This window comes from Methylosinus sporium, from assembly GCF_003113265.1.
In the GTDB taxonomy this organism is placed as follows: Bacteria; Pseudomonadota; Alphaproteobacteria; order Rhizobiales; family Beijerinckiaceae; genus Methylosinus; species Methylosinus sporium.
On the sequence record NZ_PUIV01000008.1, the window covers coordinates 1 to 13845 of the forward strand.

Below are 13845 nucleotides of genomic sequence, written 5' to 3' on the forward strand. Positions count from 1 at the left end.
GACCTGGGTGGTGGAGAGATTGCCGAGCGCCGTCGTCGTCAGGCGGCCGAGCTGCGTTGCGGTGAGGCCGGCGAGCTGGGTCGTGTTCCAGGACTGGACTTCAGTCGAGGCAAGGCTGCCGAATGCGGTGGCGGAGAGGGCGCCGATCTGCGTGGCGGCGAGGTCTTCCGCCTGAGTGGTGGAGAGATTGCCGGCGGCGGTGGCGTCGAGGCCGGCGATCTGGGAGGTGGTCAGATTGGCGAGATTGATCGCGATCAGATCATCGGTGCTGAGCGCATTGAGCTGGGAAGTGGTGAGACCGCGCACCTGCGTCTGGCTGAACGAGGAGATCTGCGTCGTCGACAGATTGCTGATCGCGGTCGTGGTGAGCCTGCCGATCTGCGTGGAGGTGAGCGCGCCGAGCTGGGTGGCGTCCCAGCCCTCCAGCTCTGTGGAGGTGAGGGCGCCGATTTGCGACGCGGTGAGCGCCGCGACTTGGGTGGCGGTGAATTCGTCGGCCTGTGTGGTCGTCAGATTGCCGATCTGCGTGAGCGAGAGGCCGGCGATGGCGTTGGCCGAAAGCGCCGCGATCTGCGTCTGCGCGAAATATTGGAGATCGGTCGAGTTGAGGACGTTGAGCTGCGTCGATGTCAGCGCCGCCGTCTGCGTGGTGCTGAGCGCGGCGATGTCTGTCGTCGTCAGATTGGAGATGATGGTGGTGGTGAGCCCGGCAACCTGAGTCGCGGTGAGGGAGGTCAAGATCGAGGTCATCGGGCGCTCCGCTTCCAATGAAGCTGTTTACGAAGAAACGAAAGGGGACGGCGTTACGGTTCTCGGCCCGAGCGCAGGGGCTCGTTCCGCATTGGGCGTGAGCGCGAGATGCAGCGGGACGCGCGAGTGATCGCTCCGGCGCGAAAGCGCCGCCGGCTGAATCTGTCGTCACATGGGTTCGGAAAACACCGTCGCGCCTGGCCGTGCCTCCGGCGGATCCTCGTGAGCCGAATGAGCTCGAGGGTCCAAATGCCGGGCCGGCGGCGGACAGATCATCTGTCCTGTTCGGCGCGAATGCGAGGCCGTCTTGGATCGGAGGCTTCGCGGTGTGGATAATCACATGGAGGTCTTAACAAACATCTAAATGAAAGAGCTAATGAATTGCTATTGTTTCGGTTAGAGCGCGCCGCGTTCCGATCGCGGAGAGACGTTCTGAGAGGCGTCGATTTTTGCGCCGGGATCATCGTCGCCGGCGTGGCGTGATTTGCTCCAGCCCCGCAGCTGATTTCCGCGCCGCGTCGGCGCGATCCTTCTTGCCGGCCTCGTCAAATCGCATTGCTGCGGCGAGAAAAGCGGCGCGCGCTTCCGACTTACGGCCAGATCGCGCCTCCGACGCGCCGAGATCGTTCAGAGCGATCGCCTGCCAAAGGCGGTCGCCAGACTGCTCGAAGAGCGTCAGGGCCTCCCGAAAGGCAGAGCGGGCTTCCGCCTCGCGCCCGGAGCGAGCCTCGATGGTTCCGAGAGCATGGAGAGAGCCGGCCCCCCCTCGCCGAGAGTCGATCTGTTCAAAGAGCGCCAGCGCGTTACGAAAGTACACGCCCGCCTTCTCGTCGTTTCCATTCGAGCGTTCGATCTCGCCGAGCCGAATGAGCGTATTCGCTTGTCCCGAGCGTTCGCCGATCAGACTGAATAGAGACAATGCGCTGCGATAGGCGATGCGGGCCTCGTCGTCTCGTCGCTGTTCGGTGGCGAATTCGCCGATGCCGTACAACGTCGTGGCCTGTCCCAGCCGATCATCGGCTTTTTGATAGAGCGCCAATGCTTTCTCATCGGCCTCATGGGCCGCATCGGCGCGTCCGTGGCGGCGGTGCAGATCACCGAGGCTGGCCCATGCGCTCGCCTGCCCAGATAGGTTCTTCGCCAATTCGAACGACGTCAGCGCCTCCCGATACGCGGCCTTCGCATCTTCTTCGCGTCCCGACCGCGCCTCTATGCGCCCGATGCCCAAATGAGCGTTGCCGCTCGCGAGAGATTGCTGAGACAGGGAAGCGAAACGTGCGGCCTCGCGATAGGCGGTTCGCGCAGCGTCGTCATGCTCGAGAAGACGCTCGACTTCGCCGACGCCGAGCCAAGCGTTGGAGCGCCCGAGCGGGTTATCGATCTGGGCATAGCGCTGCAGAGCCTTGCGAAAAGCCGTGCGCGCATCGTCGTAATGTCCGCGTCCATATTCGGAAAAGCCGATGCGGACCAACGCATCGGCTTGCCTTTTTTCGATGCCTGCTTCGCCGAATGCGGCCAGCGCGTCTTCATAGGCCGACAGCGCCTCGGTGAAATGTCGCGCTCGTATCTCGCGTTCGCCTCGGATGAAACTTTTGTCTCCACGCGTCCAGGCGATGGGATGGAGCCAAGCGCGGAACGCGTCGCCGAACTCCCAGAGTCCGAGCCGGCTTTCGATCACGGGCCAATTCCTGCCGAGGAAAACTCCGCCGACCGTGAGGCAGCAATAGACGATAATTGTCGTTCGCAGGGAAAGAGCCAGGCGGAAACTCTGCCTCGATTGACCGAAATCCCATTTGACGATGCTCGGCCACGCTTGCGCGGCCCGGTCGCTCCTAGGCTTTTCCAGGTCGGTCATCGTTTCTCCCGCCGCGAAAAATGGATAGAATATCCTCGCGTCAGCCTATTGCGCGGCTCATCGTCTCGCAAGCCAGCGGGGCGCCGCGCTCGGCCGCTTCCCACAATGCGTCACGCGCCGGCGCCGAGCTCTCTCTCGTCCAGCGCCACGGATTTCACCAGCGCATAGACTTGCGCGCCGACGCTCAAATTCATTTCGGCGACCGAAAGCCGCGTCGTCGCCGAGACGAGCTTGCCGCCGCCTTCGAGCTCGAGCCGCACGAAGGCGAGCGGGCTCTCGTCCTCGTCGATCGCGGCGATGCGGCCGAGCAGCACGGTGCGAATGCTGGTGTTCTCGGGCTTGTGATAGGCGAGCGCCACGTCAGTGGCGTTGATCAGCACGCGCACTTGCCGGTCGCCATTGGCGACATGCGCCGCGACGATGATCTCGCCCGCCGGATGTGCGAGCCGCGTCACGCCATAGCGCGTATCATAGGCGCCGACATGCGCCTCCAGCGCGCTCACCACGGAGAAGCGCCCGCCTTCTATGTGCCGGCTCGCCGCCGCCAGCGTCTCCGACGGCAGACCCTTGGCGACGATGCGGCCTTTCTCCAGCGAGATCACTTCGTCGGCGAGGCGCAATATCTCGTCGGCCGCATGTGAGACGAGCAGGATCGGAATGGAGAATTCGTCGCGCAGACGCTCGATCAGCGTCATGATCTCCTGGCGGCGGTCATAGTCGAGCGAGGCCATGGGCTCGTCCATCGCCAAAAGGCGGGGCGAGCACAAAAGCGCGCGCGCGAGGCCGACGCGCTGCCGCTCGCCGCCCGAGAGCGCGCCGGCGCGGCGGCGCAGCAGATGTGCGACGCCGAGCGTTTCGATGACGGCCTCGAAGGGCACGCGGCGCTCCGCCTTGGGCGTGAAGAAGCGGCCGAAGAGAATGTTGGTCTTGACGTCGAGATGCGGAAACAGCAGCGCGTCCTGGAATACGAGGCCGATGCGCCGCTTCTCCGGCGGAACGAAAAGCCGCTGCGCCCTATCGACCAGCGTGGCGCCGTTCACCGCTATATGGCCCTCGTCGGGGACGGCGAGGCCGGCGACGAGATGGGCGAGCGTCGTCTTGCCGGAGCCAGACGGTCCATGCAGCGCCAATATGCGGGCCTTGGAGGCGAAGGCGGCGGCGAGAGTGAAATCGCCCCGGCGCAATTTGACGTCGACGCCGATCATTTGCCGGCTCTCGTCGCGTCGGCGCGCTTTTGCAATATTTCCGAGACGACGAGCGCCCCTATGGCGATCGCCGCCGATACGGCCGCGAGCCGCAGCGCGTCGGCGTCGCCGTCCGGCGTCTGGGTGTAGCTATAGATGGCGGAGGGAATCGTCTGCGTCTCGCCGGGAATGTTGGAGACGAAGGTGATCGTCGCGCCGAACTCTCCGAGCGCCTTGGCGAAGCCGAGAATGGCGCCGACGATGACGCCGGGAGCCGCCAGCGGCAGAGTCACCAGGAAAAAGGTCCACAAAGGGTTGGCGCCGAGCGAGCGCGAGGCCTGCGCCAATCGCTCGTCTATGCTCTCGAAGGAGAGGCGAATCGGCCGAATCATCAGCGGAAAGCTCATGACCGCCGCGGCCAGCGCCGCGCCGGTCCAGCGAAAGGCGAAGACGATTCCGAAATATTCCGCGAGAAAGGCGCCGAGCGGCGTCTTGCGGCCGAGCAGCAGCAGCAGCGCGAAGCCGGTGACGACCGGCGGCATCACCAGCGGCAGATGGATGAGGGCGTTGAGCGCCGTATGGCCGGGAAAGCGCCAGCGCGCCAATGCATAGGCGGCGAATACTGCGATCGGTAGGGAAAATACCGTCGCCGTCCCCGCGACCTTCAGGCTGAGGACGATAGCCGTCATCTCCTGCGGGGAGAATCCGAGCGAAGGCGCAATATCCGAGAGCGTCATGCTCGTGTGCTTACGCCTTCGCTCGCGTTACGTCGAGCGCTTATATAGCGCCATTGATCCAGCGCAGCAATTCGCCCTTAGGCGCGGCGCCCACCTTCTGCGAGGCGGCCTTGCCGTCCTTGAAGATGATGAGCGTCGGGATGGAGCGAATGCCCAGCATTCCGGCGACATTGGGATTTTCGTCGACGTTGAGCTTGACGATTTTGAGCTTGTCCTTGAGCTCGGCGGCGATCTCCTCGAGCGCCGGGGCGATGGTGCGGCAGGGGCCGCACCATTCGGCCCAGAAATCCACGACGACCGGCTGGTCGGATTTCAGAACCTCGGCTTCGAAGCTCGCATCGGAGACTTTGACGGTCGCAGCAGACATGGCGTTCCTTTCGAATTGAAACTTTGTCGAAAGAGTAGGAACGGCGCGGCGGCGCGTCAAGCCGAGGCCGATTGCCGAGGCCGCCCGCTGAGGCGGACTCGGCCGGACCGTTGACAGAGGCGGCGCCGAACTGGTCTATGCGGCTGCGCCGCCGCATTCGATCCAGGGAGGTTCGGCCTGTCGCTCGCTCAACTGCCGCTCGTCGCCTATGTCGCCCCTTTCGAGCGGGCCTGGCACCATAGGGAGCTCATCCGCGCCGTGGTGCGGCGGGAACTCACCTCGAGGTTCCGCGGCTCCGTGCTCGGGCCATTGTGGGCGGTGCTCGCCCCGCTGATCATGCTGCTGACCTATACCGTCTTGTTTTCTATGACGGTTCCACAATTGTCGGCGGGGATGAGCGCTATTGATTACGCCTCTGGCGTCTTCATCGGGCTCATCGTCTTCAATCTGTTCAGCGAGCTCGCCTATCGCGCTCCGGGCCTGCTGCACGAGCATGTGACCTTCGTGAAAAAGTCGATCTTCCCCAGCGAGACGATCGCCTGGGTGGCGACGATTCGCGCTTTCGTCTATGGCGGCATCAGCCTCGCGGTCTATGTGGCGCTGCGCCTGCTGACGGCCGGCGAACTGCCGATGACGATTTTCTTCGCGCCGCTGCTGATTCTGCCTTTCGCCTGCTTCATGCTGGGCGTGGTGTGGTTTTTGATGGCGCTCGGCGCCTTCACCCGCGATGTGGCGCATATCATGGTGTCGGTCGTGCCGGTGCTGATGTTCGCGACGCCGATCTTCTACCGTCTGGATCAAATGCCGTCGCATATCTCCATCTGGCTGCGCCTCAATCCCGTCGGCGACTATATAGAGATGCTCCGCGGCGTGGCGCTCGACGGCGTGCTGCCCAATCCTATCGCCTATGTCGCGCTGGCGCTGGTGTCCTACGGGATATTCCTGTTCGGCTATCAGTTCTTCATGCGCTACAAATCGGTCATCGTCGATGTCATCTGAACCCATCATCCGCTGCGACAGCGTCGGCAAGGCCTTCCAGCTCTATCTGCACCGCAACGACCAGCTGAAGCAGGTGCTGTTCGGCCTGTGGAAGAAGTTCTATCAGGAGCATTGGGTGCTCCACGACATAGGCTTCGAGGTCGGCAAGGGCGAGAAGGTCGGCATCATCGGCCGCAATGGCGCGGGCAAGACGACGCTGCTGCAAATTCTCTGCGGCATCACGCGGCCGACGCGCGGTTCCTTCGAGGTAAAGGGCCGCATCGCGCCGATTCTCGCGCTGGGCTCGGGCTTCGACGGGCTGTTGACGGGGCGCGAGAACGCCATGATCGGCGGCGCGATCCTCGGATTGAAGCGCAAGGAGGTGGAGAAGCGCCTGCCGGCCATCGCCGAATTCGCCGATATCGGGCCTTTCTTCGATCAGCCCATGCGGCTCTATTCCAGCGGCATGGTGGCCCGCGTCGCTTTCGCCATCTGCGCCAACGCCGACGCCGATATTCTGATCGTCGACGAGGCGCTGTCGGTCGGCGATGAAGTGTTCCAGGCCAAATGCGAGGCCTTCATCGCCGATTTCGCGAAGAAAGGGACCATTTTGATGGTCTCGCACGATCTGCGCTTTCTCGGCGATCTCTGCGATCGGGTGATCTGGATCGACGAGGGCGCGGTGCGCGAGACCGGCGCGCCGGATGTCGTCATCCCGCATTATCGCGACGTGGTGCTCGCCGCGGCGTGATTCCATCTAAGTCGAGAGGAGGGCGAGCCTTCGGGCTCGCTTCCGACCAGCTCGGTCAGGCCGCGACCGTCTGCGGCTCGGCGGCGATGGTCTCGAAGGCGGGGAGCTCGCGCATCGGGCTGGTGCTCCGATTGCGGCGGTGGATCAGCAGGATCGACGCGCCGATCTCGAGCGCCGCCGCCCCGGCCAGAAGAAAAGCGAAACGCGCATCGGCGCGCAGCAGCGATTCGAGCGCCACCAGAAAGAAGATGTGCGCCGCCGGAATGGCGATGATGACGAAGGAGCTCATGCCCCCGCGCCGTCCCGTGACATTGCCGAAGGTCAGCACCAGCGCCATGGCCAGCAGCGTATGGGCGATGGCGAGCGAGGGCACGCCGAAGCGCTTGGCCGCCTCCGCCATCCATTCGCCGGCCTGGCGGCGGTCGAGCTTGGCGATCTGCCAATTGGCGACGAATTCCGGCAGCGTCAGCTCATAGACGCCGCGCCAATTGCGCGGCGGCAGCGCCTCGCTGCCCTGCATCGGCAGCGCCATGGCGTATTCGTCGAAATTGGCGATGCGCACTTCATCCGTGTCGAAGGGCTTGGTCTGAATGCTGCCGTTGGACAGCGCCACCACGACGCCGGAGGGCTGGCGGCGGAATTCGGCGCGCGCCGCTGTGATCGTCTCCTCCTGGCGCTTCTCGATGGAGATTTGCCGCACGAAGAGATTGACGGCGACGTCCGGCGTCTCCCAGCGCTGGAGATAGAGCGTCTTCACCCCATTGTCGAAAGTGTAGAAATGTGCCGCGTCCAACATGCGGTGATTGAGCGAATTGCGCACCACATTGATGACGTCCTGCAGGCCGCTGGCGTAATAGGGCGCCATGAGATTGGCGATCCCATAGCCGAAGATCACCAGCGCGCCAGCGCAGACGAGCGCCGGCCGGCACAAGGACCAAACCGAGAGCCGCAGCGCATAGAGCACGGCGATCATCCCCTCATTGGACATGCGCGCGAATTCGAGCGCCGTCGCGACGCCGATCGCCATGGGCAGAGTGATGAAGCCGACCGTCGGCATGGTGCCGACCAGCGCCGGAGCCAGCAGGCCGGCGCGAATCGCCGCCGGCGTCAGCGTGTAGAGCAGATAGGAGAGCACGACCGGCACAATGAGCGCGAGCTGGACGACGAGCGTGCTGAACAGGATGCGCCGTGCGAGATAGAGGAAAAGTAGGCGAGGCATGTGTCCTGTTCCGTGCGACGAAATCGACCCGTCCCGGAGGGAGGGCCGCCGCCGCACGGCAGTCTCATAGCGGAATTCGGCCTATTTGCGAAATTTTTCCCAGGCGGCTTTGGAAAACTCCTTCCACGAGGCGTCGAAAACGCCCGTCGAGGGGAGGGCGGTCGCCCCCGCCCAATGGCAGAAGTAGATTTCCTTGCCGTCGGGATCGAGCGGCTTGCCCTCGGAGAAGGTGATTCCGGGCGCCTGATAGAAGCTCTCATGCGAGGCGCGCTCGACGCAATGCGGCAAAAGCGTGATGGCGAGCCCGCGCCGATGCGTCACGAAATTCACCAGAGGCTGGGCGAAGAGCTGCCCGCGCTTGCGCACCTCGTGGAAGAGCTTGGCGTCCTCGCGCATCGTCTCGATGAAATGGTCGAGCTTCAAATATTGGTTGGACGTGACCCAAAAGCCGTCATTGAACAGCAGCGCGTCGCGCAGGAAGGGGTAATTCGCTTTCTTCTCGTTATAGACATATTCGAAGCTCGGCGAGGCGACGATGAATTCCGTCTTCTCGGCCTCGAGCCGGCCGAAAATGGGCGAGAAATCGCGATAGAGCACCACATCGACATCGACATAGGCGACCTCGTCGAGCGGCAGAGCGAGCGCCTGCAGCTTGCGCAGTCGGCGGCGGTTGCCATTGAACGGGCCTGGATAGAGCTCGGCGGCGAGCTTATCGATCGCCTCGGGAACCTCCTCGATGAAATGCGCGCCATAGAGGTCCGCCGCGCGCCGCGTCTGTGCGACATTCTCGTCATAGGGGACGAGATAGAGCGGCAGATGCGCGTTGGTCTGCGCATAGCTCTCGAGGAAGGGGAGCAGCCAGTCGATGATTTTGTCATTGCCGACGATGGCGATCCCATAGCGCTTGCCGGCCGCGGCCCCGCTCTGGTCCGGGACGGCGCGTGGCGGGGAAAAATCTGGATTTGCGGGTCGAAGGCTCATATACCCCGTCTACTTGGAAACGCCGCCGCAGGGCAAGCCGTCGCCGATACGGGGACGGGAAGACCCATGCAGGACGAGGCGTTTCCACCTCCCCCTTCGAGAGGGGGGTCGAGCGCCGAAGGCGCTCGGGCGGGGGTGACGCCCCGAGTCTCGGGGCGCGCCCGGCCAGTGGGAGCGCGCTGTGCGTCCTAAAGTCGCGCGCAACGGGAGGGGGCGATAGAGCAGCTTGTTTCCAACGACGCTTCCGTCGCCGCAGGATCGCTCGCGGGGAAGACGGTCGCAGTGGTTCACGCCGCCTGGCATTCCTGCGGCAGCTATCAGGTCAACGTCAGCCAGCTCGAGGCCTATCGCGCGCTCGGCGCGCGGACGATCTCCGTCGCTCTGATGGACGCGCCGGCCCCACGGCCGCCGCGTGGGCCGCGCTGGGAGGCCTATTTCGCCGCCTCCGCCGATCTGCCGGCCGACAAGCGCTATTTCTGTGGTCCGAGCCGGCTCGCCGCGCTCTCGCCGTCCTTTCTCGCCCATGCGTGGTGGCGGCTGATCCACGGCGATCAGGCGACCTGGCTCGTCGAGCTCGCCAAGCTCGCCGCTCCGCCTCCGGGGCTCGCAGACGAGCAAATCGATCTCGTTCATGCGAATCATTATTTCACCCTGCCATTTGTTGCTCGACTGCTTCAGGGGCGAAACGTCCCGGTCGTGGTCGAGACGCAGGATATTCAGGCGCGGCAATATATTCTGCGTAATCAGGGCGGCTTCTTTCTGCCGCCCTATGCGACCTATGACGACATGTTGTCGATAGAGCTCGAGTGGATGCGCGCGGCGGATCTGTGCATACACCTCAATGAGGAGGAGCGGGCCGAGTTCGCGCTTCTGCTGCCGCAGGCGCGGCATCGCCTCGTCTATCCCGCCATCGCGCCGGTTCCCTGCGGGCCGGGCGGCGATCGCATTATCATCGTCGCTAGCGACAATTACGGAAATTTCGTCAGCCTGCGCTGGTTCCTGCGCGAGGTCGCGCCGCTCGCCCCTAGCGTCGAGGTGGAGATCTACGGCAATATCGACTCCGGCGTGAAGCGCCTCGACAAATCGCTCTACGAGTCCCACCGCGCGCTGTTCAAGGGGCGCGTCGACGATATCGGCGCCGTCTATGCGCAGGCCGCCTGCGTGCTGCTGCCGACGATCGAAGGGCATGGCCTTTCGGTGAAGGCGGTGGAGGCGATGGCGAGCGGCGCGCCGCTCATCGCCACGCGGCGGGCGTTTCGCGGCATGGCGATCGAGCCCGATCGGCTCGGCAATGTCATTCTCGCCGATGAGGCCGCCGATTTCGCCGCCGCTCTGCGCGAAGCCGGCCGCCGTCGCGAGGAAGGCGCGCGTGGCTCGTCCGATACGCGCCGTCTCTATGATGAAATGTTCAGCCCCGCCGCCTATGCGCGCGCCCTGCACGAGGCGGCCGCGCCGCTGCTCGCGCGATGAACGACGCCGCTTCTCTTCCGCTCGCCGGGCGTCATGTCGCCATTGTGCATCCGGCCTGGCATTCCTGCGGCACGTATCGCGTCGTGCTGGGGCAGGTCGCCGCCTATCGCGCGCTCGGCGCCCGCGTCGCGCCGGTCGCCATATGCGACATGCCGGGCTTCACGCCGGAGCGCGCCTGGCGCTGGCGCGCTTTCGTCGAGGCGACGCCGGAACTCTCGAAAGGCGAGCGTTGGTTCGGCGGCGCGCCTTTCCATGCTTTCGCGGCGCCGCGCTTTCTGCGCGATGTTCTGTGGCCTTATCTGCATGGCGATCAGGCCGTTATTCGCGCCGGCGTCGCCGAGCGCGCGGAGCTGGCGCTCGGCCTCATGGATCGGCGCTTCGATCTCGTCCATTGCAATCATTTTTTCCTGATGTCGGCAGCGAGGCGCCTCGCGCGCGGCGCGCCCGTGCTGCTCGACAGCCATGATCTGCAAGCGCGCCAATTCGCGCTGATGAACGAGCATATGCCCTGGCTGCCGCCGCGCGTGACCTATGAGCAAATGCTGGCCCGCGAGCTGGAGCTGATGCGCGGCGCCGATCTTCTGCTGCATCTCAACGCGCAGGAATATGACGATTTCCGCGCGCTGCTGCCGGAAAAGCAACATGCGCTGCTCTATCCGAGCGCGCCGGAAGCGCCGCTCGGCCCCGGCGGCGAGGACATTCTGCTCGTCGCCAGCAACAATAGCGCCAATGTCGACAGCGTCTGCTGGTTCCTGCGCGAGGTTCTCGGCGATACGAAAATTCCGCATTTACGCATCGTCGGCAATGTCGACGCCGGCGTGAAGGCGCGCGATCCCGCGCTCTTTGCGGCGCATCGCGCATCTTTCGTCGGCCGCATCGACGATCCGGGCGCCGCCTATGCGACGGCGCGGCTCGTGCTGCTGCCGACGATCAGCGGCCACGGCCTCTCCATCAAGACGGTGGAGGCGCTGGCGAGCGGCCTACCGCTCCTCTCGACGAGCCACGCCTTTCGCGGAATGCATGTCGATCTCGCGCGCTTTCCCGATGTGACGATCGCCGACAGCGCGGAGGATTTCGCGCGCGCGTTGAAGGCCGCCGTGGCCGATGTGCGCGTTCCCAGCGAGGCGCAGCGCGCGGCGAGCGAGATGCGCCGCTTCTATGACGCGCATTTCTCGCTCGACGCCTATCGCGCCAATCTCGCCGCCCTGGCGCCGACGCTCATCGGCGCGCGTCACACATAGTCCAGCATAGCCGCGAGATCGAAGCTCGAGCGCTTGCCCAGCGCATCGCCATAGCGCTCGAGAAACTCCTCTGCGCGGCGCCGTCCTTCCTCGCGCAGCATCAGCAGGAAATCCCATTCGGCGATGAGCTTGGAGGAGGCCGACAGCTCCGCCGCCATATCGGTGGTGATGGCGTGAATGCGCATGGAGGCCCAGCGCGCGCCCTCGCTATGGCCGGGATCGGCGACCTCGCGCAGCAGCGCGATCATGCGCAGCTCTTTGAGCAATGGCGAGTTGAAGGAAATCTCGTTCAGCCGGTTCAAAATATCGATCGCGCTGCGCGGCGTCTCCTTGCGCTCGATCGGATTGACCTGCACCAAAATCGTGTCCTGCGACGCGCATTCGCGCACCAGCGGCGTGATGGTCGGATTGCCGGCATAGCCGCCGTCCCAATAGGCCTCGCCGTCGATTTCTATCGCCTGGAACATGGTCGGCAGGCAGGCGGAGGCGAGCAGCGCCTCGGCGCTTAGATCGGCGTTGCGAAAGACGCGCGCGCGGCCGGTGCGCACATTGGTCGCCGTCACGAAGAGCTTGATCGGCGAGCGCGCCAGACGCTCGAAATCGATGGTCTCGCACAATATGTCGCGCAGCGGATTGGCGCCGGCGGCATGAAGATCATAGGGCGAGATCAAACGCGAGGAAATGTCCATCGCCAGAAAGGCCGGCGAATTGTCGAGCGTCCAGCGGCCGAGCAGCACATCCAGCGGGCTGCGCTGCAGCGGGCTGAAGCGCGCCGCGGCGGCGACGCGCCGCCAGAACTCTTCCATCGCCGCGCGGGCGCCCTCGACGCCGCTCTGCGAGAACCCATGGATGAGCGCGGCGGCGTTCATCGCCCCTGCGGAAGTGCCGGAGACCCCGTCTATCCGCAGCCAGGGCTCCTCGATCAGCCGTTCGAGAACGCCCCAGGTGAAGGCGCCATGCGCGCCGCCGCCCTGCAAAGCCAGATCGACGAGGATTTCGTCTCGCATCGCGCCTGTCCCGCCCCCATATCACGCCAAGGAAATAGAGGAGGCGGGGCAAAAGCGTAGCGTATTTTCCCGCTCCCGTGCGCGCGGGCTTGACCCGCGCCGCCGAGGCGCCATTCTTCCGTCATGATCCGCATGGGCAATCCGATCCCTCCCGCCGGCGCGCAGAGCTTCGCCAATCTCGGCGATCGGCCGCGCGAAATCTTTCGCCAGATCGTCGACACCTATCTGTCGAGCGGCGATCCCGTCGGCTCGCGCCAGCTGTCGCGGCTGCTGCCCATGGCGCTGTCGCCCGCCTCCGTGCGCAATGTGATGCAGGATCTGGAGGAGCTCGGCCTCGTCTATGCGCCGCACACCAGCGCCGGCCGCCTGCCGACCGAGCTCGGCCTGCGCTTTTTTGTCGATTCGCTTCTGCAAATCGGCGACATCGCGGAAGACGAGCGCGCGCAGATCGAGGCGCAGGTCGAGGCCGCCTCCAAGGACCATGACCTCGAAGGCGTGCTGGCCGAGGCGACGAGCCTGCTCTCCGGCCTCACCCGCGGCGCCGCCGTGGTGGTGACCAGCAAGGACAATGCGCGGCTCAAGCAGATCGAATTCGTGCGTTTGGAGCCGGAGCGCGCGCTCGCCATTCTCGTCGGCGAGGATGGCTCGGTCGAAAATCGCGTGCTGCAGGTGCCGCGCGATCTGCCGGCCTCCTCGCTGATCGAGGCGGCCAATTATCTCAACGCCCGCATTCGCGGCCTCACCCTCGGCCAGGTCCGCTCGGAGATAGAGGATGCGCGCAAGATCGCGCAGACCGAGCTCGACGAATTGACCGCCAGGCTCGTCGACGCCGGGCTCGCCAGCTGGGGAGGGGCGGGGGCGGAGCATCGTCAGCTGATCGTGCGCGGCCAGGCCAATCTGCTCGAGGATCTGACGGCGATGGCCGATCTCGACCGCATTCGCCTGCTGTTCTCCGATCTCGAGACCAAGACCGAGGTCATCGATCTTCTGGAGCGCGCCGAGACCGGCGAGGGCGTGCGCATCTTCATCGGCTCGGAGAACCGGCTGTTCTCGCTCTCCGGCTCGTCCATGATCGCCGCGCCTTTGCGCGACGGCAATAAGCGCATCGTCGGCGCGCTCGGCATCATCGGCCCGACGCGGCTCAATTACGCGCGCATCGTGCCCATGGTGGATTATACGGCGAAGGTGGTGGCGCGCGTCGTCGGGGGGTGATCTCGGCGCCTGAAAGAGAAGGTCCGGCGGCCAGAGTCGTGAATTCGAAAGCCCAAAACAAAAACGGCGCCCCGAGGGGCGCCGTTCTGCTTT

12 protein-coding genes and 1 pseudogene are annotated in these 13845 nt (G+C 64.8%); 5 read left to right on the plus strand and 8 right to left on the minus strand.

Going from position 1 to position 13845, the window contains the following annotated elements:
- The 5 genes and pseudogenes from C5689_RS07690 to trxA all read right to left on the minus strand — a co-directional run.
- A pseudogene (locus C5689_RS07690) lies at positions 1–750 on the minus strand (hypothetical protein); the annotation flags it as partial.
- A gap of 460 nt (positions 751–1210) precedes the next feature.
- Entirely contained in the window at positions 1211–2428 is a 1218-nt protein-coding gene (locus C5689_RS07695; protein WP_158271783.1) for a tetratricopeptide repeat protein, read from the minus strand.
- A gap of 287 nt (positions 2429–2715) precedes the next feature.
- Complete coding sequence (modC, locus tag C5689_RS07700) at positions 2716–3810, minus strand: molybdenum ABC transporter ATP-binding protein (RefSeq protein WP_108916695.1); 1095 nt, start codon at positions 3808–3810, stop codon at positions 2716–2718.
- Positions 3807–4526 carry a molybdate ABC transporter permease subunit gene (gene modB, locus C5689_RS07705; protein WP_108916696.1) on the minus strand — a complete coding sequence of 240 codons (720 nt, stop codon included), beginning with the start codon at positions 4524–4526 and terminating at the stop codon, positions 3807–3809. The genes modC and modB overlap by 4 nt, the downstream gene beginning before the upstream one ends.
- A gap of 40 nt (positions 4527–4566) precedes the next feature.
- Complete coding sequence (gene trxA, locus C5689_RS07710) at positions 4567–4893, minus strand: thioredoxin (RefSeq protein ID WP_108916697.1); 327 nt, start codon at positions 4891–4893, stop codon at positions 4567–4569.
- 258 nt (positions 4894–5151) lie between these two features.
- Between trxA and C5689_RS07715 the strand changes: the two genes are divergently transcribed.
- Positions 5152–5892, plus strand: a complete 741-nt coding sequence (locus C5689_RS07715; protein ID WP_244594625.1) for an ABC transporter permease — start codon at positions 5152–5154, stop codon at positions 5890–5892.
- Positions 5882–6622: an ABC transporter ATP-binding protein gene (locus C5689_RS07720; protein WP_108916699.1), complete on the plus strand. Its 741-nt coding sequence runs from the start codon at positions 5882–5884 to the stop codon at positions 6620–6622. The genes C5689_RS07715 and C5689_RS07720 overlap by 11 nt, the downstream gene beginning before the upstream one ends.
- A gap of 55 nt (positions 6623–6677) precedes the next feature.
- Here the strand turns inward: C5689_RS07720 and C5689_RS07725 are convergent, their stop codons facing one another.
- Together C5689_RS07725 and C5689_RS07730 are read right to left on the minus strand one after the other, a co-directional pair.
- The gene (locus C5689_RS07725) at positions 6678–7841 is read right to left on the minus strand and encodes an LptF/LptG family permease (RefSeq protein WP_108916700.1); all 1164 of its coding nucleotides are present in this window, start codon (positions 7839–7841) and stop codon (positions 6678–6680) included.
- 81 nt (positions 7842–7922) lie between these two features.
- A complete protein-coding gene (locus C5689_RS07730; RefSeq protein WP_108916701.1) occupies positions 7923–8822 on the minus strand; it encodes a hypothetical protein in 900 nt (299 codons plus the stop codon).
- A gap of 282 nt (positions 8823–9104) precedes the next feature.
- Here C5689_RS07730 and C5689_RS07735 point away from each other — a divergent pair, with 282 nt between their 5' ends.
- On the plus strand, positions 9105–10292 hold the full coding sequence (locus C5689_RS07735; protein WP_108916702.1) for a glycosyltransferase: 1188 nt from the start codon (positions 9105–9107) through the stop codon (positions 10290–10292).
- A complete protein-coding gene (locus C5689_RS07740; RefSeq protein ID WP_108916703.1) occupies positions 10289–11533 on the plus strand; it encodes a glycosyltransferase in 1245 nt (414 codons plus the stop codon). Before C5689_RS07735 ends, C5689_RS07740 begins: the two co-directional genes overlap by 4 nt.
- Here C5689_RS07740 and C5689_RS07745 read toward each other — a convergent pair.
- A complete protein-coding gene (locus C5689_RS07745; RefSeq protein WP_108916704.1) occupies positions 11524–12540 on the minus strand; it encodes a patatin-like phospholipase family protein in 1017 nt (338 codons plus the stop codon). The two genes, C5689_RS07740 and C5689_RS07745, sit on opposite strands and share 10 nt — an antisense overlap.
- 123 nt (positions 12541–12663) lie before the next feature.
- Here C5689_RS07745 and hrcA point away from each other — a divergent pair, with 123 nt between their 5' ends.
- On the plus strand, positions 12664–13752 hold the full coding sequence (hrcA, locus tag C5689_RS07750; RefSeq protein WP_174800252.1) for a heat-inducible transcriptional repressor HrcA: 1089 nt from the start codon (positions 12664–12666) through the stop codon (positions 13750–13752).
- The last annotated feature ends 93 nt before the right edge of the window (positions 13753–13845 follow it).

Excerpts from the sequence above, each read along its gene's own strand:
- modC (WP_108916695.1), bottom strand. The coding sequence starts at position 3,810 with ATGATCGGCGTCGACGTCAAATTGCGCCGGGGCGATTTCACTCTCGCC.
- modB (WP_108916696.1), bottom strand. The coding sequence starts at position 4,526 with ATGACGCTCTCGGATATTGCGCCTTCGCTCGGATTCTCCCCGCAGGAG.
- trxA (WP_108916697.1), bottom strand. The coding sequence starts at position 4,893 with ATGTCTGCTGCGACCGTCAAAGTCTCCGATGCGAGCTTCGAAGCCGAG.
- C5689_RS07720 (WP_108916699.1), top strand. The coding sequence starts at position 5,882 with ATGTCATCTGAACCCATCATCCGCTGCGACAGCGTCGGCAAGGCCTTC.
- C5689_RS07725 (WP_108916700.1), bottom strand. The coding sequence starts at position 7,841 with ATGCCTCGCCTACTTTTCCTCTATCTCGCACGGCGCATCCTGTTCAGC.
- C5689_RS07730 (WP_108916701.1), bottom strand. The coding sequence starts at position 8,822 with ATGAGCCTTCGACCCGCAAATCCAGATTTTTCCCCGCCACGCGCCGTC.
- C5689_RS07740 (WP_108916703.1), top strand. The coding sequence starts at position 10,289 with ATGAACGACGCCGCTTCTCTTCCGCTCGCCGGGCGTCATGTCGCCATT.
- C5689_RS07745 (WP_108916704.1), bottom strand. The coding sequence starts at position 12,540 with ATGCGAGACGAAATCCTCGTCGATCTGGCTTTGCAGGGCGGCGGCGCG.
- hrcA (WP_174800252.1), top strand. The coding sequence starts at position 12,664 with ATGATCCGCATGGGCAATCCGATCCCTCCCGCCGGCGCGCAGAGCTTC.